The sequence below is a fragment of the Luteimonas yanweni genome (assembly GCF_039548475.1).
Classification (GTDB): domain Bacteria; phylum Pseudomonadota; class Gammaproteobacteria; order Xanthomonadales; family Xanthomonadaceae; genus Luteimonas.
In genome coordinates this window covers 181,308-204,365 of sequence record NZ_JBCLVC010000008.1, presented here as the reverse complement: position 1 = coordinate 204,365, position 23,058 = coordinate 181,308, and the positions used below count along the sequence as shown (strand labels likewise).

The 23,058-nt window shown below is 65.3% G+C and carries 23 protein-coding genes; 14 read left to right on the top strand and 9 right to left on the bottom strand.

Annotated elements, in window-relative coordinates:
- The first annotated feature begins 43 nt into the window (after nt 1–43).
- The 10 genes from WCE39_RS05040 (at nt 44) to WCE39_RS04995 (ending at nt 12,023) form a co-directional block, all read left to right on the top strand.
- The gene (locus WCE39_RS05040) at nt 44–553 is read left to right on the top strand and encodes a nuclear transport factor 2 family protein (RefSeq protein ID WP_343275606.1); all 510 of its coding nucleotides are present in this window, start codon (nt 44–46) and stop codon (nt 551–553) included.
- A 29-nt stretch (nt 554–582) separates the two neighbouring features.
- Nucleotides 583–1,095 (top strand): DUF411 domain-containing protein, encoded by a 513-nt coding sequence (locus WCE39_RS05035; RefSeq protein ID WP_452299568.1) that lies wholly within the window; start codon nt 583–585, stop codon nt 1,093–1,095.
- Nucleotides 1,096–1,165: 70 nt separating this feature from the next.
- Entirely contained in the window at nt 1,166–1,516 is a 351-nt protein-coding gene (locus tag WCE39_RS05030) for a four-helix bundle copper-binding protein (protein ID WP_343275605.1), read from the top strand.
- Between the two features lie 177 nt (nt 1,517–1,693).
- The gene (gene copC / locus WCE39_RS05025) at nt 1,694–2,077 is read left to right on the top strand and encodes a copper homeostasis periplasmic binding protein CopC (protein ID WP_343275604.1); all 384 of its coding nucleotides are present in this window, start codon (nt 1,694–1,696) and stop codon (nt 2,075–2,077) included.
- A 10-nt stretch (nt 2,078–2,087) separates the two neighbouring features.
- Entirely contained in the window at nt 2,088–3,017 is a 930-nt protein-coding gene (gene copD / locus WCE39_RS05020) for a copper homeostasis membrane protein CopD (RefSeq protein WP_343275603.1), read from the top strand.
- Nucleotides 3,018–3,078: 61 nt separating this feature from the next.
- A complete protein-coding gene (locus tag WCE39_RS05015; protein WP_343275602.1) occupies nt 3,079–5,505 on the top strand; it encodes a heavy metal translocating P-type ATPase in 2,427 nt (808 codons plus the stop codon).
- A gap of 68 nt (nt 5,506–5,573) precedes the next feature.
- Complete coding sequence (locus WCE39_RS05010) at nt 5,574–5,972, top strand: hypothetical protein (protein WP_343275601.1); 399 nt, start codon at nt 5,574–5,576, stop codon at nt 5,970–5,972.
- 129 nt (nt 5,973–6,101) lie between these two features.
- The gene (locus WCE39_RS05005) at nt 6,102–7,424 is read left to right on the top strand and encodes a TolC family protein (protein ID WP_343275600.1); all 1,323 of its coding nucleotides are present in this window, start codon (nt 6,102–6,104) and stop codon (nt 7,422–7,424) included.
- A complete protein-coding gene (locus WCE39_RS05000) occupies nt 7,421–8,869 on the top strand; it encodes an efflux RND transporter periplasmic adaptor subunit (protein ID WP_343275599.1) in 1,449 nt (482 codons plus the stop codon). Before WCE39_RS05005 ends, WCE39_RS05000 begins: the two co-directional genes overlap by 4 nt.
- Before the next feature lies 1 nt (nt 8,870).
- Nucleotides 8,871–12,023, top strand: a complete 3,153-nt coding sequence (locus tag WCE39_RS04995; RefSeq protein WP_343275598.1) for an efflux RND transporter permease subunit — start codon at nt 8,871–8,873, stop codon at nt 12,021–12,023.
- A gap of 247 nt (nt 12,024–12,270) precedes the next feature.
- Here WCE39_RS04995 and WCE39_RS04990 read toward each other — a convergent pair whose 3' ends face one another.
- The 4 genes from WCE39_RS04990 to WCE39_RS04975 are packed head-to-tail and all read right to left on the bottom strand — an operon-like array spanning nt 12,271 to nt 14,421.
- The gene (locus WCE39_RS04990) at nt 12,271–13,551 is read right to left on the bottom strand and encodes a hypothetical protein (protein ID WP_233740727.1); all 1,281 of its coding nucleotides are present in this window, start codon (nt 13,549–13,551) and stop codon (nt 12,271–12,273) included.
- A 10-nt stretch (nt 13,552–13,561) separates the two neighbouring features.
- Nucleotides 13,562–13,774: a GDCCVxC domain-containing (seleno)protein gene (locus WCE39_RS04985; RefSeq protein WP_092410672.1), complete on the bottom strand. Its 213-nt coding sequence runs from the start codon at nt 13,772–13,774 to the stop codon at nt 13,562–13,564.
- Nucleotides 13,767–14,054 carry a heavy-metal-associated domain-containing protein gene (locus WCE39_RS04980; protein WP_233740726.1) on the bottom strand — a complete coding sequence of 96 codons (288 nt, stop codon included), beginning with the start codon at nt 14,052–14,054 and terminating at the stop codon, nt 13,767–13,769. The genes WCE39_RS04985 and WCE39_RS04980 overlap by 8 nt, the downstream gene beginning before the upstream one ends.
- Nucleotides 14,055–14,064: 10 nt before the next feature.
- Nucleotides 14,065–14,421 carry a mercuric transporter MerT family protein gene (locus WCE39_RS04975; protein ID WP_233740725.1) on the bottom strand — a complete coding sequence of 119 codons (357 nt, stop codon included), beginning with the start codon at nt 14,419–14,421 and terminating at the stop codon, nt 14,065–14,067.
- 41 nt (nt 14,422–14,462) lie between these two features.
- Here WCE39_RS04975 and WCE39_RS04970 point away from each other — a divergent pair, with 41 nt between their 5' ends.
- A complete protein-coding gene (locus tag WCE39_RS04970; protein ID WP_343275597.1) occupies nt 14,463–14,885 on the top strand; it encodes a MerR family transcriptional regulator in 423 nt (140 codons plus the stop codon).
- A gap of 526 nt (nt 14,886–15,411) precedes the next feature.
- Here the strand turns inward: WCE39_RS04970 and WCE39_RS04965 are convergent.
- Nucleotides 15,412–16,320, bottom strand: a complete 909-nt coding sequence (locus WCE39_RS04965) for an AraC family transcriptional regulator (RefSeq protein ID WP_343275596.1) — start codon at nt 16,318–16,320, stop codon at nt 15,412–15,414.
- Nucleotides 16,321–16,540: 220 nt separating this feature from the next.
- On the opposite strand from WCE39_RS04965, the gene WCE39_RS04960 reads away from it, so the two are divergent.
- Genes WCE39_RS04960 through WCE39_RS04950 form a run of 3 tightly spaced genes read left to right on the top strand, consistent with a single transcriptional unit; the run spans nt 16,541 to nt 18,580 of the window.
- On the top strand, nt 16,541–17,278 hold the full coding sequence (locus WCE39_RS04960; protein ID WP_343275595.1) for an SDR family oxidoreductase: 738 nt from the start codon (nt 16,541–16,543) through the stop codon (nt 17,276–17,278).
- Between the two features lie 29 nt (nt 17,279–17,307).
- Complete coding sequence (locus WCE39_RS04955; protein ID WP_343275594.1) at nt 17,308–17,688, top strand: SDR family oxidoreductase; 381 nt, start codon at nt 17,308–17,310, stop codon at nt 17,686–17,688.
- Nucleotides 17,689–17,731: 43 nt separating this feature from the next.
- A complete protein-coding gene (locus tag WCE39_RS04950; RefSeq protein WP_343275593.1) occupies nt 17,732–18,580 on the top strand; it encodes an SDR family oxidoreductase in 849 nt (282 codons plus the stop codon).
- Between the two features lie 301 nt (nt 18,581–18,881).
- Here the strand turns inward: WCE39_RS04950 and WCE39_RS04940 are convergent, their stop codons facing one another.
- The 4 genes from WCE39_RS04940 to WCE39_RS04925 form a co-directional block, all read right to left on the bottom strand.
- Complete coding sequence (locus WCE39_RS04940) at nt 18,882–20,414, bottom strand: serine hydrolase (protein WP_343275592.1); 1,533 nt, start codon at nt 20,412–20,414, stop codon at nt 18,882–18,884.
- Nucleotides 20,415–20,857: 443 nt separating this feature from the next.
- Nucleotides 20,858–21,169 carry an AzlD domain-containing protein gene (locus tag WCE39_RS04935; RefSeq protein ID WP_343275591.1) on the bottom strand — a complete coding sequence of 104 codons (312 nt, stop codon included), beginning with the start codon at nt 21,167–21,169 and terminating at the stop codon, nt 20,858–20,860.
- The gene (locus WCE39_RS04930; RefSeq protein WP_343275590.1) at nt 21,169–21,936 is read right to left on the bottom strand and encodes an AzlC family ABC transporter permease; all 768 of its coding nucleotides are present in this window, start codon (nt 21,934–21,936) and stop codon (nt 21,169–21,171) included. The genes WCE39_RS04935 and WCE39_RS04930 overlap by 1 nt, the downstream gene beginning before the upstream one ends.
- A 237-nt stretch (nt 21,937–22,173) precedes the next feature.
- Complete coding sequence (locus WCE39_RS04925) at nt 22,174–22,989, bottom strand: alpha/beta fold hydrolase (protein ID WP_343275589.1); 816 nt, start codon at nt 22,987–22,989, stop codon at nt 22,174–22,176.
- Between the last annotated feature and the right edge of the window lie 69 nt (nt 22,990–23,058).

Here is a 23,058-nt window from a genome sequence, read left to right as displayed (position 1 = left end):
CCGCAGGACAAACACACACCCACTGATTCCCTGGAGTCCATGCATGAAAGCGCTAGCAACCTCCTTCACCCTCTCCCTGGCGCTGGCCGTCGTGTCGCCGGCCATGGCACAGGCGTCACAGTCGCATGCCCATCACCCCACCGCCGCACCATCCCCGGACGTGGACGTCCCCGCTGCCGCAGAAGCCGCGGTCGCTGTGGCGGAACGATTCAATACCGCGCTGTCCAGCGGCGACCTGACCACGGTCGAAGCCCTGCTCGCTGCGGACGTGCTTATCCTGGAGTCCGGAGGCGCCGAGCGCAGCCGTGAGGAATACATGGGCCATCACGCCGCCAGCGATGCGGCGTTCCTCAAGGGCGCCCACCGCCAACTGCTCCGTCAGCGCGCACGCACCGCTGGCGAGTTCGCATGGGTCGGAACCGAAAGCGAGTTGCATGCCCAGAAGGACGGAAAGCCGCTCACCGTCCAGAGCGCCGAGACGATGGTCCTCAAGCAGACCACGGACGGCTGGCGAATCGTCCACATCCACTGGTCCTCGCGGACCAAACGCTGAGCGGAGAACCCGGAATGCACGCTTTCAGATTGAACCGCCTCACGTGGCTGGGTCTTGCCGTGATCGGCCTGGGTGCTTGTTCCCAGGCCGCTTCACCCGCGCAATCCGCCACCACTGCGCCAGCCGCACAGGCTGCCGTGGGAGCGACCGACGCGGCTCCCACGGCGCTGCCCCGCATGACCGTCCACAAAACCCCGACCTGCGGCTGCTGCAGTGCTTGGATCGAGCACGTGCAGAAAGCCGGCTTCACGGTCGACGTGCACGACATGGATGACCTCGGCCCGGTCAAGCAACGCCTGGGTGTCCCTTATGCGAAGGGTTCATGCCACACCGCCGAGATCGGCGGATACCTCATCGAAGGCCATGTTCCGGCCACGGACATCAAGCGCCTCTTGGAGGAAAAGCCGGACGCACGCGGCCTGGTCCTACCGGGAATGCCGCTTGGTTCTCCGGGCATGGAAGTCCCGGATGGGCGCCAGCAGCCGTACACGGTCGAACTGGTCCGTCACGACGGAACCACCGAACCGTTCGCACAGCACTGATCCGTCAGAGCAGCAGGGGGCGGTGTTGCGGGCGCGCCGATTCTCGCCCGCGAGGAAGAAGGAGAACCACATGACTCATCATTCCGCGGCCCACCGGTCCCAGGCCATGAACGAATGCATCGACAACTGCACGCAGTGCCATGCGATCTGCCTGGAGACCATCAACTACTGCCTGACCAAAGGAGGTGCCCACGCAGCGCCGGAACACATCGCCCTGCTGGCGACGTGTGCCGATATCTGCGCAACCAGTGCCGACGCGATGCTGCGCGGTGCCAGCGTTCACGAGGTCGTTTGCGGTGCCTGCGCGGAGATCTGCCGCCGGTGCGCCGAGGCATGCGAGGCCATGAACGATCCTGAGATGACACGCTGCGCCGAAGCCTGTCGCCGCTGCGCGGACAGCTGTAGCGCTATGGCGGCCTGATACGCCGCAGGGATCCCGCTGGAAACGGCGGGATTCTCCCCTCGCGAAACCGGAAACATCAGAAGGCGACCCATCGTGGTTTCGCGGACAGCCCAACATGTAACGCTTATCGGATCCAACACAGCACGGCCCCGCGAACAGGGCTTTGCATCACATTCGCAATGAGGATTTATCCTTATGAAGTCGTCAAACCTCCTTCGCTCCCTTGCGCTCGTCCTTGCGATTGCGGCAGGGCAGTTTTCGCTGCAGGTCGCGCACGGCCACGCCGCGCTGCAGCAGTCCACACCGGCGGCAAACGCGGTGGTGGCCTCGCCAGGCCAGATTGATCTCGTGTTCAACGAAACATTGATTCCGCGGGCGTCGCGTCTCAAGTTGCTCATGAAGCACGGCAGTTCCGCCATGCCGATCGAGAACTTCACGACCGAGATCGTCAGCAACGGCAAGACCCTGCGTGCCAAGTTGCCTGGACAGCTGGCTCCGGGCGTCTATACGGTGGAATACCGGGCCGTCGGTGGTGACAACCACCCCATGGCGGGCAGCTTCAGCTTCACGGTGCGCTGAGGAGTCGCGAATGGTCGACCTGTCGGCTTATGCACTGAGATTCCTGGAATACCTTGTCCTCATGGTTCTTTTCGGGGTTCCACTCTTCGGTTGGTACGGTTCGCATCGATCGGCACTCGCCGACGCCTTGGCCGGGTGGCCACTCATGGGCGTTCTATTGGCGAGTGCCGTGGCTGGTCTCGTGCTCACTGGGCTCGATGTCTTCTTCAAGACCGCGGGCATCATGGGAATGCCGCTTGCCGACGTTGATCGCGCATCCCTTGGCTGGTATCTGCTCGAGACGTCCGGGGGCCGGGCAACGATGGTGAGAGCCGCGCTGCTGGTCGCCCTGATGTTTGTGCTCGGATGGCATCGTCGCCGCGGGAAGGTGGAGTCCGCCTTCCCGCTGGCGGCGACGCTGGCGGGCGGCGCACTCGCTTCGCTGGCATGGAACGGCCACGCCGCCGCTGGCGAGGGCGTGGCAGGCGCGGTCCGGCTTGCTGCAGGCATCGTCCATCTTCTCGCGGCAGGCGGCTGGATCGCAGCGGTCCTGATGTTCCTGGGGATGCTGCTGCGCGCCAACGAGGCTACCGGCAGCAGACGTCTGCGATCAACGCATGCCTTCCTGCATGGATTTTCGACGCTGGGAACGATTTTCGTTGCTGCGCTCATCGTGTCCGGCATCGCGCACTACGGGGATCTCACCGCGTGGTCGTTCTCGGCCCTGTTCCAGAGCACCTACGGGAAGTTGCTGCTGTTCAAACTGGCCCTGTTCGCTGGAATGCTGGGTTTTGGAGCGCTGCACCGATGGACGCTGGTGCCGCGCTTGGAACGAGCGCTGACCAGCGGAGATCCCGCGCAGGAGGTGCGGGCTTTGCGGCAGAGTGTTACGGCGGAGGCCGCGCTGGTCATGTTGATCCTAATTGTTGTTTCAGTGCTCGGGACACTCAGCCCCGAATAGCTTTTTAACCCGCAATGGCACACTGCCTTGGCAGTCCATCCTCTCTAAAGCGAGCATCGGCATGAACTCACCGTCGTCCCATGACCATCACCATTCCGCAGGCGAAGCCTCTGTCGAGACTGCGGATGGACGGGTAACCGACCCGGTCTGTGGCATGCAGGTCGATCCCGCCACCACGCCGCATCATGCGGACCACGCCGGCGCCCATTTTCACTTCTGCTCGGAGCGATGCCGCGCGAGGTTCGTGGCTGATCCCGAGCGCTACCTGACGTCCCGGGATGAGCCCGAGGTGGCCCAGCCCGGCGCCATCTACACCTGCCCGATGCACCCTGAAGTCCGGCAACAGGGTCCCGGCAACTGTCCTTTCTGCGGCATGGCGCTGGAGCCGGAAATGCCCAGCCTGGAGGACGATGACAATCCGGAACTTCGCGACTTCTCGCGCCGGTTCTGGTGGACGCTTCCGCTGACGGTGGTGACCCTGGTCCTGGCCATGTTCGGCCGACATCTCCCGCGGCTCGAGCTGGGCGGCGTCGAGATCCTGCCGCTGTCGATCGACGTGCAGACCTGGATCGAGCTGGTGCTGACCACGCCGGTCGTTCTGTGGGCCGGCTGGCCGTTCTTCGAGCGCTGCGTGCAGTCGATCCGCAACCGCAGCCCGAACATGTTCACCCTCATCGGGATTGGCGTTGCGGCTGCCTTCGGCTACAGCCTGGTCGCCACGCTGGCACCGGGACTGTTCCCGCCTTCGTTTACCGAGCACGGGCGCGTCGGTGTCTATTACGAGGCGGCGGCGGTGATCGTGTCGCTCACCCTGCTCGGCCAGATACTTGAGCTGCGGGCGCGCTCAAAAACGTCCGCGGCGATCAAGGGCCTGCTTGGCCTGGCGCCCAAGGAAGCCCGGCGGGTCAATGCCGACGGCACCGAGGAGGACATCCCGCTGACCCACGTGCATGTCGGCGATCACCTGCGCGTGCGTCCCGGCGAGAAGGTACCGGTGGATGGCGAAGTGGTGGAAGGCCGCTCCAGCGTCGACGAGTCGATGCTCACGGGGGAACCGATCCCGGTCGAGAAGACCGCGGGCGACCAGGTCATCGGCGCGACCCAGAACGGCACCGGTGCACTGGTGATCCGCGCCGCCAAGGTGGGTTCCGACACGGTGCTCTCGCAGATCGTGCAGCTGGTCGCGCAGTCGCAGCGCTCTCGCGCGCCGATGCAGCGGATGGCCGACACCGTCGCCTACTGGTTCGTGCTTGCGGTGCTGGCGATCGCGGTGGCGACCCTCTTCATCTGGGGCTTCTTCGGCCCGGACCCGTCCTGGACCTACGCGATACTCAACGCGGTCTCGGTGCTCATCATCGCCTGCCCCTGCGCGCTGGGCCTGGCCACGCCGATGTCGATCATGGTCGCCACGGGCAAGGCGGCACAGGTGGGCGTGTTGTTCCGCGATGCCGAGGCCATCGAGCACATGCGCCGCATCGACACCCTGATCGTCGACAAGACCGGCACCCTCACCGAAGGACGCCCCGCGTTCAAGGAAGCCGTGGCCTTCGAGGGCTTCGATGCCGACCGGGTCCTGCACCTGGCGGCCAGCCTGGACCAGGGCAGCGAGCATCCGCTGGCCGACGCCATCGTCGCCGAGGCCCGGCGCCGGAACTTCGAGTTCGACCGCGTGGAGGGCTTCGACTCGGTGACCGGCATGGGGGTGCGCGGAACCGTGGCGGGCCACGAACTGGCGCTGGGCAATACCGCACTCATGGAGGATCTTGGCGCGAACCCAGGTGCGCATGTGGATGTTGCGGAGCGGATGCGTCGCGAGGGTGCGAGCGCAATGTTCCTCGCCGTCGACGGTCGCCTGGCCGGACTGATCGCGGTCGCCGACCCGATCAAGGCCTCGGCCGCGGCCGCCATCAAAGAGCTTCACGCCGCCGGGCTGCGCATCATCATGGCCACCGGTGACGGGCTCACCACCGCACGGGCCGTAGCCACGGAGCTGGGCCTGGACGAAGTGCATGGCGAGGTCCGCCCCGAAGACAAGGCCGAACTGGTGCAGCGCCTCAAGCGCGAAGGCCGGCGGGTGGCGATGGCGGGCGACGGGATCAACGATGCTCCCGCGCTGGCCGCGGCCGACGTCGGCATCGCCATGGGCACGGGCACCGACGTCGCGATGTCGAGCGCGCAGATCACCCTAGTCAAGGGCGACCTGCGCGGCATCCTGCGCGCACGGAAGATCTCCCAGGCCACCGTGGCCAATATGAAGCAGAACCTCACTTTCGCCTTCATCTACAACGCACTGGGGGTTCCAGTCGCGGCCGGGGTGCTCTATCCCGCGTTCGGGATCCTGCTGAGCCCGATGGTCGCGGCGCTGGCCATGAGCCTTAGCTCTGTATCGGTGGTGGCCAATGCACTTCGCCTCGCCAAGTCGGCCGCCGTACCGCCCTCGCCGAAAACACCTCCGGCAGACCGGGCCGTTGGTCTGGCCACCGACTGATCTGGATCAGTTGCATCGAACCACCCAAGGGGTAAGCTCACTTCATGGTCCGCCTCCGCCATCGGAACGTGTTCCAGCGCACCGCCCTCCTCGCGATGGCGGCCCTGCTCTGGTCCCAGTTCGCGCTCGCAGGCCACGGCGAGTGCCTGGATCTCCCAGGCACGCCGGCGGCGTTTGTCGCTGCCGCCACCGACACCCGGCACGACCATGGCCACGGGTGCGATGCTGAGCTCCCCTCGGCTAGCAAGTCACTGTGCGACGCGCACTGCACCGAGGGTGACATCTCGGCGGACAGTGGGCGCATCCCTTCGATTCCGCCGCTGCTGGCCGAAGTCTGGTTCTCCTGGCTTGCGATCGCCGCGATTGCGGATGCTGCGCCAGGTGTCACGGCGACATGGGTGGATTCGCCGCCCAGACCCGCGTGGCACCGACCTACCGCCCATCCAGCGGCGCTCCTGCTGATCTGATGCCCGGACGCTGACCGCTCCGCACGTCCGTGCGGCGCAGTCCTGTGCGTTCGCGCCGTGGCTGCGTCACGGCATGTGTTCCTGCCCTCGTCCGAGCGACCTGCGTCGCGCCGGCCAAAGGACACTGATATGGCATCCCCGCTCCACCGACTGCAGGCCAGGCGCCTGCACCCTCGCCCCTTGTTCCGCCGTCGACCACCGGTCCGGCACCTCCTTTCCTGCGTGCTCGCCGGCGCCCTGTGGACGTTGGCGCTGCCCGTGGCCGCAAGCGGGCCCGTCCCGGGGCACAGCCTCGAGTCGATCCGCGCCTGGGTTCTCGAACACAACCCAGAGCTGCGGGCCATGGACTTCGAGGCCCAGGCCGCCGAAGCCCGGATCCTGCCGGCGGGCGCCTTGCCCGACCCGACGGCCTCGGTGGGATTCCGCGGCCTCGATCCGGACAAACCCTGGCGCACCGTCGGTGCCGACCGCGAAATCGACTACGCGCTGCGCCAGCGTTTCCCCCTCTGGGGCAAGCGCGGCCTGGCGCGCATTGCGGCCAGCCAGGACGCGGTCGCGGCCGGGCTCGACCGACTGACCACCGCGCGCGATCTGCTGGCAGAGGCGGAGACGGCCTACGCTCGCTACTGGCATGCCGATCAGGCCGTGGCCGTACTCGATCGCCGCATCGCCCTGCTCCGCCAGGTCGAAGAGATGGCCGGCGTGCGCTACGCCCTGGGCCGCGCGGCGCAGCAGGATGCCATCCGCGCCCAGGTCGAGCAGACCAGCCTCCAGCGCGAGCGGATCGAACGCCTTGCGACCAAGCAGGAGGCGGCGGCCACGTTGAACGCGGTACTGGGGCGGCGTTCCGATGCACCGCTGGCGACTCCCGGTGAGGCACTGCGCCTCGTCGTCCACAGTGCCTCGCTCGCCGAGGCACTGGATGGCGCCGATGCGCACCCCGCGGTCCGCTCGCAGCAGGCCCGCGCCGAGGCTGCGCACACCAACGTGGTGTTGGAGCGTCGCAACCGCTTTCCGGACATCACTGTGGGGGTGGGGGCGATGCAGCTCGGCAACGGCCTCGAAAGCACTGAGCTGATGCTGGAGGTCGAGATCCCGTTCCAGCAACGGGCCCGCCGCGAACGCGAGCGCGAATCGCGCCTGCTCGAAGACGCGGCGCTGGCCCGCAGGGATGCCACGCTGCGCGCCGTCGAGGAGCGCGCTGGCTTCGCCTGGGCGCAGTGGACCAGCGCACGCGAGCGCCGCGGGCTGATCGAGAACACGCTGCTGCCGCAGGCCGACGCCACCTGGCAGTCCGCACTGGCCAGCTACCAGGTCGGCGAAGTCGACTTCGGGACGCTGCTCGAAGCACTCAATGAATGGCAGGGCGCCGACCTCGCACGGGTCGATGCATTGCGTGACGAACTGTTGGGCGCCGCCGCCGTGCGCGCCATCGAAGGAGAGATCCGATGACCCGTGTCCAAACCTTGTCGCTCGCCGTCGGCGTTGCACTCGCCGCCCTCGCCGTCGGCTGGATGGCCGGCCGCGCGACGACCGATTCCCCGACCGCAGCCACGTCCGCCGAGGCGCCGGTCGCGGAACGCAAGGTGCTCTACTACCGCAATCCCATGGGCCTTCCGGACACCTCACCGGTGCCGAAGAAGGACCCGATGGGCATGGACTACGTCCCGGTCTACGCCGGCGACGCGTCTGCCGCGACACCGGGAACGGTGGTGATGCCACCCGACAAGGTGCAGGCGCTGGGCGTGCGCACCGAGGCGGTCAGGCGTGCAGTCCTGGCTGCAACCGTGCGCACCAGCGGCACCGTCGAGGTCGACGAGACCCGGCAGTACGCGATCGCCCCGCGCTTCGAAGGCTGGGTGGAGCGGCTGTACGCGAACCAGACCGGCATGCGGGTCCGCGCGGGGCAACCGTTGTTGTCCGTCTACAGCCCGCAGCTGGCCGCGGCGCAGCAGGAATACCGGCTGGCCGACGAGACCGCCCGCAGGCTGGCGGCGTCCGACCCCGCGAGCGCGGCGTCGATGGTCCGGCTGCGCGATGCCGCCCGCACCCGCCTGCGCAACTGGGAAATCAGCGACGCGCAGCTCGGCAAAACGGGACTGGTGCTCACCGCACCCGCGAACGCGGTCGTGATCGAGAAGCCGGTGGTCCAGGGCGCGCGCTTCGAGCCGGGCGAAACCATCCTGCGCCTGGCCGACCTGTCGACGGTGTGGGTGATCGCCAAGGTCCCGGCGGCGCAGGCCGCAGGCATCAGGGTCGGGCAGCCGGCCCGCTTCGAAACCGTGGCCCTGCCTGGCCAAGTGGCCGAGGGCGAGGTCACCTTCGTGCAGCCCGTCATCGATCCGATGACGCGCACCGTGGACGTGCGCATCGCCCTGCCCAACCCTGTCGGCGACCTGCGTCCAGGACTCTACGGAACGGTGCTGCTCGAGGAGCCGGGGGTCGGGCCTGTCCTGAGTGTCCCGCGCTCGGCCGTGCTCGACAGCGGCACCCGCCAGGTGGTGCTGGTCGAGACCGGCCCCGGCCGCTTCGCGCCGCGGGATGTCACCCTGGGGCGGCGCGGCGGCGATCGCATCGAGATCCTCGACGGACTGTCAGAGGGCGAGCAGGTCGTGGTCTCCGCCAACTTCCTGATCGATGCCGAAAGCAACCTGCAGTCCGCGCTCGAAGGCTTGGCCGGTCATGCGGGCCACGGTTCGCCCTCGGACGCCAGTGAGGATCCGCACGCAGGGCACGACGATGCCACGGCCGATCCACATGTCGGCCACGCCATGCCGGCCACGCCGGAGTCGACGCTGTCCCCCGACAGCGGCGACCGCGCACATGACGACCAGAGGAGCGACCACGGGACCGTAAGCGACCACGACGCTCCCGCGACCGGCCACGAGGGGCACTGACATGCTTGCCCGCCTCATCGAATGGTCGGTCCGCAACGTCTTCCTGGTTCTGGTGATGACACTGGCGATCGTCGCCGGTGGCATCTACGCACTGATGAATACGCCGCTGGATGCCCAGCCGGACCTGTCGGACGTGCAGGTGATCGTGTTCACCGAGTATCCGGGGCAGGCGCCCCAGGTGGTCGAAGACCAGGTCACCTATCCGCTGACCAGCGCCCTGCTCGCGGTGCCGAAATCAAAGGACGTCCGCGGCTTCTCGTTCTTCGGTGCCTCCTTCATCTACGTCATCTTCGACGAGGGCACGGACCTGTACTGGGCGCGCTCGCGCGTGCTCGAAAACCTCAACGTCGCGTCGAAGAACCTGCCGGCTGGCGTGGCACCGGCGCTGGGCCCCGATGCGTCAGGCGTGGGCTGGGTCTACCAGTACGTGCTGCAAAGCGACCGCCATTCGCTGGATGAACTGCGCGCCCTGCAGGACTGGTACCTGCGCTACCAGCTCACCACCGCGCCCGGCGTGGCCGAGGTCGCCAGCGTCGGCGGCTTCGTGCGCCAGTACTCGATCACCGTCGACCCCGTGCGCCTGCGCGAGTTCGACATCCCGATCTCACGGGTGTCCGAAGTGATCGCCGCGAGCAACCGCGACGTCGGCGGCCGCGTGATCGAAATGGCCGAGACCGAGTACATGGTCCGGGGGCGTGGCTACCTGCGCGGCATCGAGGACATCGAGAGCCTGGTGCTGCGCGCCGAAGGCGGCGCACCGGTGCTGGTCGGCGACGTCGCCCGGGTCGAACTGGTACCGGACGAGCGCCGCGGCATCGCCGACCTGGACGGCGAAGGCGATGTTGTGGCCGGGATCGTCATTGCACGATTCGGCGAAAACGCCCTGGCCGTGATCGGCGGGGTGAAGGACAAGATCGCGGAACTTGCACGCGGCCTGCCGGAAGGCGTCAGCGTCCAGGCGGTCTACGACCGGTCCAACCTCATCGTTCGTGCGATCAAGACCCTGCGCACGACATTGCTCGAGGAGAGCCTGATCGTCGCGCTGGTGTGCCTGGTGTTCCTGTTCCACGCCCGCAGCGCGCTGGTCGCGATCGTCATGCTGCCGGTCGGCGTGCTGATCGCGGTGATCGCGATGCGTGCGCTGGGCATGAACTCCAACATCATGAGCCTGGGCGGCATCGCGATCTCGATCGGCGTGATGGTCGATGCGGCGATCGTGATGATCGAAAACGCGCACAAGCACATCGAACGTTCCGACGGCTCCCGCAGCCGGGCCCAGCTGATCATCGACGCCTGCAGGGAGGTCGGGCCGGCACTGTTCTTCAGCCTGATGATCATCACGGTCTCCTTCCTTCCGGTGTTCGCGCTGGAGGCGCAGGAAGGACGCCTGTTCAAGCCGCTGGCCTTCACCAAGACCTTCGCCATGGCCGGCGGCGCGCTGTTGTCGGTGACCCTGGTGCCGGTGCTCATGCTGCTGTTCGTGCGCGGCAAGATCGTGCCCGAGCAGAAGAATCCGGTGAACCGGTTCCTGGTCGCGGCCTACCGGCCCGTGATCAACGTGGTCCTGCGCTACCGGATGGCCACGATCGCGATCGCGCTGGTCGCCCTGTTCGCCAGCCTGTGGCCGGCATCGCGCCTGGGCAGCGAGTTCATGCCCACGCTCAACGAGGGCACGCTGCTGTACATGCCCACCTCCCTCCCGGGCATGTCGGTGACCAAGGCCTCGGAGCTGCTGCAGCAGCAGGACCGGATCATCAAGGGCTTCCCCGAAGTGGAATCCGTCTTCGGCAAGGCCGGGCGCGCCCTGACCGCGACCGACCCGGCGCCCCTGGAGATGTTCGAAACGACCATCAACCTCAAGCCCGAGGACGAATGGCGGGATGGCATGACCACCGACAAGCTGATCGCCGAGATGGACGAGGCGCTGAAGTTCCCGGGTGTCGCCAACTCGTGGACGATGCCGATCAAGGCGCGCACCGACATGCTGGCCACCGGCATCCGCACGCCTGTGGGGATCAAGCTCTTCGGCACCGACCTCGAGCAGCTCGACGCCCTGGCGACCGAGATCGAAGCGGTCGTGCGCGAAGTGCCGGGGACGACCAGCGCGTTCGCCGAACGCCTGACTGGCGCCTACTACCTCGACATCACCCCGGACCTGCCCAGCCTGGCGCAGTACGGCGTGACCCTTGGCGAGGTGCAGGACGTGGTGGCGGCCGCCCTGGGCGGCGAGATCGTCACCACCATCCTGCAGGGGCGCGAGCGATTCAGCGCGATCGTGCGCTATCCGCGCGAGTTGCGCGACGACCCGCACCGCATCGGGACGCAGGTCCTGGTGCCCGTGCCCGGCGGCGCCCAGGTGCCCTTGGGCGAGCTCACACGCATCGAAGTCACCATGGGTGCGCCCAGCATCCGCACCGAGAACGCGATGCTGGCGGCCTACATCTACGTGGATACGCGCGAAAGCGACCTGGGCCGCTACGTGGAGGCGGCCCAGGAGGCTGTTGCCTCGCAGGTGGAGTTCCCGCCTGGCTACTACGTGACCTGGAGCGGGCAGTACGAATACATGCAGCGCGCCGCCGAAAAGATGCGCGTCGTCGTCCCCGTGACGCTGGCACTGATCTTCCTGCTGCTGTATCTCAACTTCCGCCGTGTCACCGAGTCGCTGATCGTGATGTTGTCGGTGCCGTTTGCGCTGGTCGGCGGAGTCTGGCTGATGTGGATGCTCGACTACAACGTCAGCGTCGCGGTGATCGTGGGCTTCATCGCACTAGCCGGCGTCGCCGCGGAAACCGGCGTGGTGATGCTGATCTACCTTGACCACGCGCTCGAGGCACGTGCCGCGCAGCGGCAGGCCGAAGGCCGCTCGCTGGACGCCGGCGACCTGCGCGACGCGATCATCGCAGGCGCGGTCGACCGCGTGCGCCCGAAGATGATGACGGTGGTCGCGATCATGGCCGGCCTGCTGCCGATCATGTGGAGCAGCGGCACGGGTTCCGAGGTCATGCGCCGCATCGCCGCGCCGATGGTGGGAGGCATGGTCTCGTCCACGGTGCTGACACTGGTGGTGATCCCGGCGCTGTACTCGCTGATCAAGCAATGGCAGCTGGCCATCAAGCGGTCGACACCCGCCGCGCTGCCCGTCGAAGTGCAGTGATGCGTCAGAATCTCAAGGCGTCTGACCAAGGCGGTCCGCTTACGCGCGGGACCAAGAGGTGCTATCGCCGCCGACGCATCGAGTGTCTTGTCATTGATCGCATCGCGTGAGTCAAGGTTGATCTGTGTGCGGGATACAGGTCAAGCGTGGTCAATTTTTCTGGGTCACCACCACACCGCGAGCTGGCTGAGATCGACGCTTACCTCGTTGTAGCCCAGGCACAACCCGGGGGCCGCTTGGCCGATGATCACTCGTCGATCAGTGGCGTCGTGAGCACCGCTGCGAATCCACCACCAGGGGTGCGCATGTTCGTGGTCTGGCCCTGGTACAACCTGGCCGCGAACAACAGCACACCCGCCTCGGACGCGAAGCAACGTACATCCGCCTTGAGGGACTGGCCCCCATGCACGATCCGCATGCTCGGTGGCGCGAAGGCCTGTGCGATGTAGGTCGCCGACGCCATCGACTCCCACGTCCGCCGGGTGAGCTTGTCGCCCCGATAACTCCCGCGACTGCCGAACCCTGCTGCAGGCTTGAAGAAGTAGCCATTGCGCGCGGCCCACAGCGCATCCCGGTTCCCGGGCACGACTTCAACCGTGGGCGGGATCACCTGTGCCAACAGGGCCGCCGAACCCGCCTCGCCCCCGAACCGGCCAAGCAGGACAGGGTCTCCCAGCACCGCGAGGTTGCGCTTGTCGGCGAACAGCGCGTGCGCACGCGGATGCGGTGTCAGCGCGACTTCCCCGGCCAGGTAAGCCTGACGAAGGTCTGTATGCGAGGCTTCCTCAAGCGCGAAATCGGTCAACCGGTTGTAGACCATGTCGATCCGGCCGTGCGCATCTGCAAGCCCATCCGGACCAAGCTTCAGTTCCTCGGGTGCGCGTATCACGCAATCCACGCCATGTTCCCGGAATGCGTCCGCGTACAGCTCGAATTCGGGATAAAGGAACTGCTCCCGCGGGACGCTGTCCACGATGGCCAGACGCGACGGCACGTGGCCCGACTGCTGCCGGGCATCGTCAAGCCAGGCGGCGACAGCCGCGTTGCGCGCTCGTGCCGCCGTTGTCCAAGTGGTCCACGCAGCCGGCGCGCAGGACCGCACGGCATCGAGCAGCACTGCATTGAGGAGCAGCCCGCCCGGATTGGTGTTGATCTCGATCAACCGCGGGCCGTCGACGGTCAAGTGAAAGTCCAGCCCCAAGACACCACCCGCCGAACGTGGCTGATGACTGGCGATCTGCGGCGCCCATTGCATGACCTGCTGGCGGTAACCCGAATTTCCCTCTACTTCGAAGACCGCCGCCGCAACTCTCCCCATGGCGTCCAGCGTCGCCCGGTCAACGAACAGGGCGTAGGGTGAAAACAGGTGCGCGTGCACGGCTGGATCTAGCCTGACCTCCGGAAAGGTGGACTGGATCGACTCGTGCAGACGGAGGACGTCGACCACTTCGCATGCGCACCGCTGGTTGAGCGGCGCACCCATCGAGGTGGCACAGTCGCGATCGCAGCCTGCGTGAGCAGTCATCATCGGAGTTCGGTCAACCACAACATGAGTTGTGCTGCTGGATCGGCGGACATGGCACTGTTCCGAACGAGCAGAACACACAGCAGTCGCCTTGATTTGGCCGCAAGACCACTCCACAGCCCGTGCACTCGTAGAAAAATTGGCACGCTGTGACTGGCATTGTCTCGGTCGCCCGATGGCCGCACTCCGGGCAGGTCAAGATGCTTTCTAGCTCGACGTCACTCACCGCCAGCCCGCGCCTTGGCCGGGAAGCCTGCTCCTGTGACTGCGCGCGCGATTGCGGACGTATCTGTTCGGCTCGAATCGAACGTGACCGTGACTGTTTCTGCCCGGGTGTCTACCTTCGTATCGGTGACGCCAGGCACCTTCTCCAGCGCCTTCCTGATGGTGATGCCACAGGCGGGACAGGTCATGTTCTCGGCATCGAGCACCACGGTCGCGGGCGTCGCCGCCAGAGCGGCACCGACCGAAAGAGCAGCCACGAGGGCCAGTATCCACTTGCGCATCACGCGCCTCCTACAGAATCCAGACGATGTAATAGGGAAACAGCAGCAACAGGACGATGAGAGCTGTCGCCAACCAGAGCCAACGCCGCCTGCTTCGCAGCGTGGCCGGCTCGACGCAACTGCCATCCACACCGCACTGTGACGCCGGCCGATACAGCATCCAGAACGCCACCGCCAAGGACACTACGGCGGCGGCACTGAACCAAGGCCTCAGGGGATCCAGGGCCGTAAGGGTGCTGATCCAAGCGCCGCTGATCCCCATGAACATCAGTACCAGTGGCACGACGCAACAGACGGACGCGCCAATCGCGGCGATGCTCGCGCCAACGATGGCCGGAACAGAAGATTTAGCGGGAGTTGTTTGCATCAGGGCATACTAATCTCCGTACCCGGGTACGGAGTCAAGCTATGCGTCCAAACACGTTCACGATCAGCCGCTTGGCAGCGGCTGCCGATGTGCACGTCGAAACCGTGCGCTACTACCAGCGCCGCAAGCTGCTGCATCAGCCCGCGCGACCGAGCGGAGGCGTGCGTCGCTACGACGAAAGCGACGTGAATCGGCTTCGGTTCATACGGCACGCTCAGATGATGGGATTCAGCCTCGACGAGATCGCTGGCCTACTACAGATTCCGGGCGAGCATTCTTGCGAGCAGACCCGCCAGTTGACCGAGCGAAAGCTCGTCGATATCCGCCTACGAATCCGCGAACTGCGGAATCTGGAGAGGGACCTCGAACAAAAGGTAGCGCGGTGCGCCCAAGTTCCGGCGGGAGAGTGCTGCCCGACGCTTAATTTTCTGACGATGGAAAATCCTTACACGGCAGCGAGTTAGCTCACTTCTGGCTGTTCTACGCGAGTTCCGCCGCCCCTCAACCCACCATCTGCCTGGCGGGTGAAGGCCGCGCATCCTGACGATCGTTGGCAGCCCAATGGGTTCCGTCAACCGCCCAGAGAGACCAGCAGCGGGCAGCGCCGCACACGTTTGCGACGTTTAATATGGGCTCTTTGCGCTGAGTAAATCGGACGAGACGCCCGCGCCGCCGCCACCGTATCCCGACGGCGGCTTTCTTGAGGCGATGTACATTAGCCCCGATAACGCACCCTAATCCCCTGCCCCGCATGTCTGCTTTCGGCCAGAACCGGCCATTGGCGAGCGGTCAATCCGCTCCGGCCCAGGTTCCCTCCTTAATCACGTGCCAGCGTCGCCCCATTTCATAGTCCGGCGCTTCGGAAGATCAGCACTGGGCAATGGTGTCGAGCCGGGTTCGGCGGCGCCGCCGCAGAGGCCCCGGCCCCAACTCATACAGCTACCACCCGTCGAACTGGTCGCGCCCATGTTGCCGAGCCTGAGCGAAGATTCAGTGAGATATAGCGAATCCAGAGACATGCACTGCAGGCGACAGGGCAAAAGAAGCGCGCAGGTCACGTACTTCTTCAACCGGGGTTCGCCCGAAGAACCGTTTGAACTCACGACTGAACTGCGAGGGGCTTTCATAGCCGACGCGAGCTGAGGCAGCGGCTGCGGTAACGCCATCGCGAATCATCAGCAGCCGGGCCTGATGCAGACGCGTCGACTTGATGTACTGGATCGGCGAGGTCTGTGTAACAGTCTTAAAATGCGCGTGAAAGGCCGGCACGCTCATGCCGGCCTCGCCCGCCAGGTGGGCGACGTCGAGGGCCTGCGCATAGTCGGCGTGGATGCGCCGTAGTGCCTTGGCGACCTTACCGAATTGCCCCTGGTGCGCCAAAGCCGCCCGCATGGCGCCGCCCTGTTCCCCGACGAGCACACGGAAACAGATTTCCCGCACGATCGCCGGCCCGAGGATCTGCGCTTCGAGCGGGGAGGCGAGGACCTCAAGCAGACGCAGCGTTGCATCGGCCAGAACTTCCCCGAGTGGAGTCGAAACCATGCCACGTGGCGCAACGTTTGTGTGGTCCCGCGACTGGCCGATGGCCAGTACCAGGTCCGCCACTGCCGTCAGATCCAGGCGCAGGGAGACGGCCAGCATCGGCTGGGCTTCGCTGGCTTCGGTTTCCGTGGAGAAAGGCAGCGGGACCGACAGCACCAGGTAATGCTGGGCATCGTAGAGATAGATCTCATCTCCCAGGAAGCCGCGTTTGCGACCCTGGCAAACGATCACGATGCTCGGCTCGTAGAGCACAGGCGTACGTCCCAAGGGACGATCGGAGCGCATGAAGCGGACGCCGTCGAGTGCAGACAAGGTGTAACCCTCGTTCGGCGCGAGTTCTGTCAGCAGGTTGGTCATGCGTCGGGAGACGGCGACGTCGGCGGCAGGCATGCTTGGTTCACTCGGTTCAAGAGGGGTCGCGCGATAGGAATTGTCCAGCAGCGTCCGGAAATTGTCGATCGAGATCGTTGCTCGCTATAGCAATAGGCAATAGCCACAGAGTTGTGGGTATTCGCACGACGTAGCGTCGTTCCTAGCATGGACATCTGCGGAATGCCTCCGCAAGAGGGGAGCCGACGTGTCCAAAACCATAGAGCCCAAAGTCATTCTCATCACGGGAGCCAGCAGCGGCATCGGCGAAGCCACCGCTCGCCTTCTTGCTGCCCAGGGGCATCACCTCGTCATCGGCGCGCGCCGGACAGATCGGCTGGCTGCATTGGCCGACGAGTTCCAGGCCAGTGGTGGCTCAGTACGATACCGCGCGCTGGACGTCACCTCTTTGAAAGATATGAACGCCTTCGCCGGGTTCGCCATGGACGCGTTCGGACGGATCGAAGTCATCGTCAACAACGCGGGTGTCATGCCGCTGTCGCCACTGGCCGCGCTCAAGGTGGAGGAATGGAATCGCATGATCGACGTGAATATTCGCGGCGTGCTGCATGGCATGGCGGCGGTGTTGCCACGCATGCAGACACAGGGTTACGGCCAGGTGATCAACATGTCTTCCATTGGCGGATTGGCCGTATCGCCCACCGCAGCCGTGTACTGCGCAACGAAATTCGCGGTGCGCGCCATCTCGGACGGTCTTCGCCAGGAGAGCGACAGGATCCGTGTGACGGTGATCTGCCCTGGCGTAGTCGAATCCGAGTTGGCCGATGCGATCTCCGACGATACAGCCCGCAGTGCCATGCGCGAATTCCGCCGTATAGCGCTGTCCCCCGACGCCATCGCACGTGCAATTTCCTATGCGATCGAGCAGCCGGCGGGAGTGGATGTGAGTGAAATCGTGGTGCGGCCAACAGCGAGCCCCTATTGATTGCCAGTCCAGGCAAAAGAAGAACGAACATGACATCCAGCACATCAAATAGTGAAGCGACATTCGACGGCAAGGTCGCCATCGTGACAGGTGCTGCAAGTGGTATCGGGCTTGCGACGACGGAGCTTCTGCACGCGCGAGGCGCAAGGGTCATCGCGGTGGGAAGGAGTTCAAACGTCGACAAGCTGGCTCGTCCTGGCATCGTTCCGCTGGTTGCCGACGTGGCATACGAAGAGAGTGCGGTACGCGCGGTGACCCTGGCTAGAGACACCTTCGGAAAGCTCGATGTTCTCGTGAACAACGCCGGCATCATCATCAACAAGCCGGTCGTGGAGATGACACTCGACGAGTGGCCTCGGACAAAGCCAGCTACCTCGTCGGGTCTGTTGTCATGGCCGACGGCGGCATGAGCGTAGCCCTCAAATAACCGCACACAACCGCAAAGGCCATACCATGAATGCAATTCAGAAAACCTGGTTCATTACAGGCGCAGCAAAAGGCATCGGCTATGCGTTGGCGCGCCAGCTGCTGGAACGTGGCGACCGCGTCGCTGCGACTTCGAGGTCGCTCGGGTCACTCGAAGCCGCGCTCGGTCCGCCCTCGGAGCGCTTGCTGCCGCTGCAGGTGGACCTGACTGACGAACGCAGCGTCCAATGCGCTATCGAACGAACAGTCGCCACATTTGGCCAGCTCGACGTCGTCGTTAACAACGCCGGCTATGGGCAGCAGGGAGCGATCGAGGCGCTGTCGGATACAGAGTTGCGCCAGAACTTCGAAGTGAATCTCTTCGCGCCAGTGAACGTGTTGCGCCATGCGTTGCCGCATCTCCGGCGCCAGCGGTCGGGCCACATCTTCAACGTCGCGTCGATCGTCGGCTTTCAGGGGGGCTACGCGGGCTGGGGCAGCTATGTGTCGAGCAAGTTCGCTCTGGCCGGCTTGACCGAGTCGCTGGCGGCCGAGGTTGGCGAACTGGGCATCAAGGCTACCGTGCTGTATCCCGGACCCGTGCGCACCGACTTCCTGTCACCCGGATCGCTGGTTGTGGCCGAACGTCAAATTGGCGAGTACACGGAGGCGCAGGTGTCGCTGGATCTGCACCTGGGAACCTACGCCGGCAATCAGTCCGGCGATCCCGCGAGGCTGGCTTTGTTGATCATCCAGGCCGCTGATCACGCCAAGCCGCCGCTTCATCTGTTTGCCGGCCATATCGCTAACGAACTGGCGGTACAGAAGATGAAAGCGATAGGTGAGGAGATGGAGATCTGGAAGGGCTCATCCGAAGCGACGGACTTTCCTGTCTGAGTAAATGCACGCTGCGCGCTGCCTATGCTCACAGCAGCACGTCGAGATTCATGCACTCTGGCCGCAGACGCGCCATTTGCGGCCGAAAGTGCGCCACGTGGTGGACGAGTTGGCGAAGCTGGCGGCGCGAGAAACGTTCGATTGACGAATCCCCCTTAAGGGCCGCTTTGGGTCGGAAGGTGCCCTTCCCTACCCGCGATAAACCTTCCTAATCCACTACTATGCCAACGTCTGCTCTCGGCCAGAGGTTGACATTGATAAGCAGATGCCGACGCATAGCTCCTCGCCGAAGCATCGTCCCCTAATCGACCCTGACCGCCTGCTGGTCTCTGTCACCCTGATGGAGGATCAGCGACGTGGGCTGGCCCGCATCGTCCACGACGAACGTGATCTGCGCGTCCACCGCTTCCAGGAAGAAGCGGACTTCTGATTCCGGGAACAGCGGAAACTGGGGCTGGTCGCCCAGCCGGAGTTGAAGCTGACCATGGTCGAGGGTGATGTCGAACAGCATTCCGGGTGTCAGCTCGTACTTGCCGATGTATCGCGACAGGACTGCGGGCGCCACCTCTGCTTTGACACGCTTGTTGGCGACACGATCAAGCTGCGCAAACACCCGCTCGACTCGGCCCGGCGAAACGTTTCTGCGATCGGGCAACGGCCAGGCATACTCGTTGGCCACGCTTGCGACGATCAAGGACGCCAAAGCCTGGCCGGCTTCCGCATTGGTCATGATGACAATGCCCTGGCCGGTATCGGCAAGCATCTCGAAATGAGCGAAGTAGCCGGGGTTGCCACCCGAGTGTGCGAAGTAGCCGTACGCACCGTCCCCACGAACAACGAAGCCCAGTCCCATCCCGTCCCCCTGCGGCGACAGCATCTGGCGCGCCATGTCGTGGGAGAGCAGGCGGCCACTACCGTCGCGCTTCGAGCGTGCCACGTCGAGAACCAACGTTGCCAGATCGGTTGGCGTTGTCCACAGGCCGGCGGCCGCCAGCTCCGGGTACACCCGCCAGCCGCCGTCCACGCCCGCTCCGATGCCGAGATGGCCCCTTGCCGCGCGTTCCACATCCGCGTGGGAAAGAACCTGGTCGAAAGAACTGTCATGGAGTGCGAGGGGGCGTAGCACGCTGTCCTGCAGGATCGATTCGAATGGTTGTTCCAGACGCTCTTCCAGCGCGAGTTGGAGCAGGGAATATCCCAGCCCGCTGTAGGCAACTTCGGAGCCGGGCTTTGCCAGGACACGGGCCGCAGGGTTGGTGGCCGGGGCCGCGCCTTCCAGAATCTGCGTGATTCCGGGTAGCGGCTCCGTGCGTGCATATCCCTGGAAACCCCCGGGTGTAATACCACCGGTGTGGGCCAGAAGACGCCGGATCGTGACTGTCTCACCAGCCTGCAGCTCGCCTTCCGGCAAGCGCCACGACTGCAGGTAGCCGTTGATATCGGCGTCCAGCTCAAACGTGCCGCGCTCGACGTGGTGCAACACGGCCAGAGCGGCCACTGGCTTGGCGATGGACGCCGCTTGGAAGATCGTGTCCGGCGTGATCGGGGAGCCCAGCGGCCCGGGCGTAGTGACGCCGTATGCCTTTGCCCAGACGATGCGGTTGTCATCGATGACCGCGATGCTGACGCCGGGTACAGCCAGCGCCTCCATCCACCCGGTCAATGAGCGCCGCTCCGTCCTGTCGCCCTGCGTTACCGCCGGAAGTCCCGTTTCGACCCGCTCCGCGGAGGCCTTGGAATCGCGCTGGTCGACCCTGGGACCACTCTTCGCCTGCGGCATCAACTCAAGGCAGGCAACCAGTGCAATGCCCGCGAGGAGCAGTGAATGTCTCATCATGTCATCTCGAACCCGGCGTCCCTAGGACCCAGATTGGCGACGTCAACCCAAGCGATCAAGCCGCACCGCGATTGGTGGGCACTGGCCACGCTTTTTCGGGACCAATGTTCGCTATGGGTCGGAAGGTGCCCTTCCCTACCCCTGATAAATCTTCGCAATCGCTTGTGTGGCTTCAGCAAGATGGTTGTCAGCGGCAACGACGCATACCTTGGACGGTTCCCCAGCCTTCCAGGCAATCCCAGTGCCTTGGGCCCGCCCCGGGATGGCGAGGCTGCTGGCTCCTTTTCGACGGCGGGACTTGTAGCGACCGGTGCCTCGATCGCCTTACTACCCTCTCTACCGGGTCGCCGGCCGCCATCCGGCGTGTGCGGCTTCGTCCGCTGTGCAGAACCATCGCTCCCCTGCGGCGGGTGTCGATCCGCGTGCGCTCGTAGTACGGCCTAACCGAGCCCTGTCGCCCTGATCAGGGCCGCCACCGCCGCACCGACGATGACCACGCCCAGGAAGGGCACGCCTAACCTCAGCGCTACCCCCGCCGCGACCAGCGCACCAATGCGCGCATCCAACGCCCACGCCTGCCCCGCACTGAAAGCGTTCATCGCCGTCAACGATGCCAGCAACCCGATGGTCAGCGTGCCAGCCACCCGGGTCATGCGGTCGTTCTCCAACCACCGCGGCGGCACCAGGTATCCTGCGAGCTTGGTCGCATACGCGGCCGCGCTGGCAAGCAGGATCGATCCCCACAGCGACATCAGCTGTTCTCCCTTGACGACGTCCCTGTGCCACCGCTCGCGTTATCGTCCACGGCCTGTCCAAACTCAGACGGGTCCACGTCCGGCTCCAGCCCCTCGTCCGCCGGGCCATGACTGAGCCAGCCCCACAAGGCGGCGACCAGCGCCGCCGCCAGTATCGGGACACCCGGCGGCGCAAGGGGCACTGTCAGCACCGTGACCAGACCGCAGGCCACGGCAATGGCCACCGGCTCGAAGGCGCGCAACCGCGGCCATAACAACCCGAGGAATGCGGCGACCGCCGCGCCGTCCAGTCCCCACTGCTTCGGGTCGCCGAGCGCGTCACCGATCACCGCGCCGACCGCGGTGAACAGGTTCCAGAGCACGAACACCCCCAGTCCGGCCGTCCAGAAACCGCGCTGCTGCTCGTTCGGCTCGGTCTGGCCGACGGCCGTGGCTGCGGATTCATCGATGGTGATCTGCGCGGCGATCAGCTTGCGCCAGCCGGCGGGCCTGAGCATGCGGTTCATCTGCATGCCATAGACGGCGTTGCGCACGCCCAGCAGCGCCGCCGCACCGAACGCGGCCGAGCCGGTGCCACCGCCCGCCACCATCCCGATAAAAGCGAACTGCGAGCCGCCGGTAAACATCAGCAGGCTCAGCGCCACCGTCTGCCAGACGCTGAGTCCGGAGGCAACGCCGAGCGCACCAAACGAGATTCCGTACAGGCCGGTCGCGACGGCAATGGAGAGACCGATCCTGACGGCAGCGGAGTGGCGCATGTTCATGCACCCATTCTGCCTGCGTCGCCCCGAAGGACACGAGATAACCGCACGATCGCCCCGCACAGCGCTCAGGAAGTCACTCGCGCGGTTTGCGCTGGCAGCTGGCGGCCAGAATCGGACGTGGGCTGCTAGAACCTGATTGGAGCGCCCATTGTCTTTGGCCAGAACTGGCTGCTAACCGGCAGCAGGCGCGTCGCAGGATCCGGTTGCCCAGACCCCGGACGAACCGGGTCCCACGCGTCAGTCCAATTTCGAGACGAGCCGGATTGCGTTGACCACTGCTTTCGGATCCTCGCGGTGGATGTTGTGCCCCGTGGCGAAGTAGATATGAGAGCCCTGGTTGAACTGGGCGAACAGTGCGGCGTGCTGCGTCTTCCACAACGCCTTGCCTTGCGCGGTCTCCTCAAACACGAACGGCTCATCAGCGACCCGCGTTGCTGTAAGCAATGCGACGGACACGTCAGGCATTGCGACGGGCCCGGTCGCGCCCAACCTGTCGAGCTGATCGACCAGCAACTGGTAGTCGGCGGCCATCGTGGGAGGCAACATTTTCAGCAGAGCCGCGTCGTCCTCCAGCACGCGGGCGCGGTCGGCCTGCAGGAAGTCGCGGCGCTGACCCAGCGTGGCGGGATCGACCAAGACAAGTCCCCGCACTCGGCTGGGATGCCGGCGCGCGAACTCGGTGGCTAGCAATCCACCGTAGGAGTGCCCTACCAGTACAACCTCTTGCCCTGGCGCCAACGTGTCGATCACTGCTGCGAGATCGGTCAGATGCGCTTCTATGGTTTTGGGTGCGCTGTCGGTGCCGGAGTCGCCTAGCCCGGCACGGGAGTAGGAGACGCAGCTGCACTCTTCGCCGAGACCTGCAATGACTTCCCTCCAGACGCTGGATCCTTGACCAAAACCGGCTTCAAACACCACCGCCAGTTCGCCTTGGCCGTCCTGCTGAGCCTTGAGCGTGTAAGCGCCTCGATCGATAGGCACATCGACCGCCTGCGCCGTGGCGGTGAGAAGCATGGCCGCAGCCATCACGAATGTCTGGACTCCAATGCGCATGTGGACCTCTCCGGGCGGTATCTTGGTACCGTACTGCTGTATTTCACCAGCACACATGTGCCGTAGGTA

Excerpts from the sequence above, each read along its gene's own strand:
- WCE39_RS05040 (WP_343275606.1), top strand. The coding sequence starts at position 44 with ATGAAAGCGCTAGCAACCTCCTTCACCCTCTCCCTGGCGCTGGCCGTC.
- WCE39_RS05030 (WP_343275605.1), top strand. The coding sequence starts at position 1,166 with ATGACTCATCATTCCGCGGCCCACCGGTCCCAGGCCATGAACGAATGC.
- copC (WP_343275604.1), top strand. The coding sequence starts at position 1,694 with ATGAAGTCGTCAAACCTCCTTCGCTCCCTTGCGCTCGTCCTTGCGATT.
- copD (WP_343275603.1), top strand. The coding sequence starts at position 2,088 with ATGGTCGACCTGTCGGCTTATGCACTGAGATTCCTGGAATACCTTGTC.
- WCE39_RS05015 (WP_343275602.1), top strand. The coding sequence starts at position 3,079 with ATGAACTCACCGTCGTCCCATGACCATCACCATTCCGCAGGCGAAGCC.
- WCE39_RS05005 (WP_343275600.1), top strand. The coding sequence starts at position 6,102 with ATGGCATCCCCGCTCCACCGACTGCAGGCCAGGCGCCTGCACCCTCGC.
- WCE39_RS05000 (WP_343275599.1), top strand. The coding sequence starts at position 7,421 with ATGACCCGTGTCCAAACCTTGTCGCTCGCCGTCGGCGTTGCACTCGCC.
- WCE39_RS04995 (WP_343275598.1), top strand. The coding sequence starts at position 8,871 with ATGCTTGCCCGCCTCATCGAATGGTCGGTCCGCAACGTCTTCCTGGTT.
- WCE39_RS04990 (WP_233740727.1), bottom strand. The coding sequence starts at position 13,551 with ATGATGACTGCTCACGCAGGCTGCGATCGCGACTGTGCCACCTCGATG.
- WCE39_RS04980 (WP_233740726.1), bottom strand. The coding sequence starts at position 14,054 with ATGCGCAAGTGGATACTGGCCCTCGTGGCTGCTCTTTCGGTCGGTGCC.
- WCE39_RS04975 (WP_233740725.1), bottom strand. The coding sequence starts at position 14,421 with ATGCAAACAACTCCCGCTAAATCTTCTGTTCCGGCCATCGTTGGCGCG.
- WCE39_RS04970 (WP_343275597.1), top strand. The coding sequence starts at position 14,463 with ATGCGTCCAAACACGTTCACGATCAGCCGCTTGGCAGCGGCTGCCGAT.
- WCE39_RS04965 (WP_343275596.1), bottom strand. The coding sequence starts at position 16,320 with ATGACCAACCTGCTGACAGAACTCGCGCCGAACGAGGGTTACACCTTG.
- WCE39_RS04955 (WP_343275594.1), top strand. The coding sequence starts at position 17,308 with ATGACATCCAGCACATCAAATAGTGAAGCGACATTCGACGGCAAGGTC.
- WCE39_RS04950 (WP_343275593.1), top strand. The coding sequence starts at position 17,732 with ATGAATGCAATTCAGAAAACCTGGTTCATTACAGGCGCAGCAAAAGGC.
- WCE39_RS04940 (WP_343275592.1), bottom strand. The coding sequence starts at position 20,414 with ATGAGACATTCACTGCTCCTCGCGGGCATTGCACTGGTTGCCTGCCTT.
- WCE39_RS04935 (WP_343275591.1), bottom strand. The coding sequence starts at position 21,169 with ATGTCGCTGTGGGGATCGATCCTGCTTGCCAGCGCGGCCGCGTATGCG.
- WCE39_RS04930 (WP_343275590.1), bottom strand. The coding sequence starts at position 21,936 with ATGAACATGCGCCACTCCGCTGCCGTCAGGATCGGTCTCTCCATTGCC.
- WCE39_RS04925 (WP_343275589.1), bottom strand. The coding sequence starts at position 22,989 with ATGCGCATTGGAGTCCAGACATTCGTGATGGCTGCGGCCATGCTTCTC.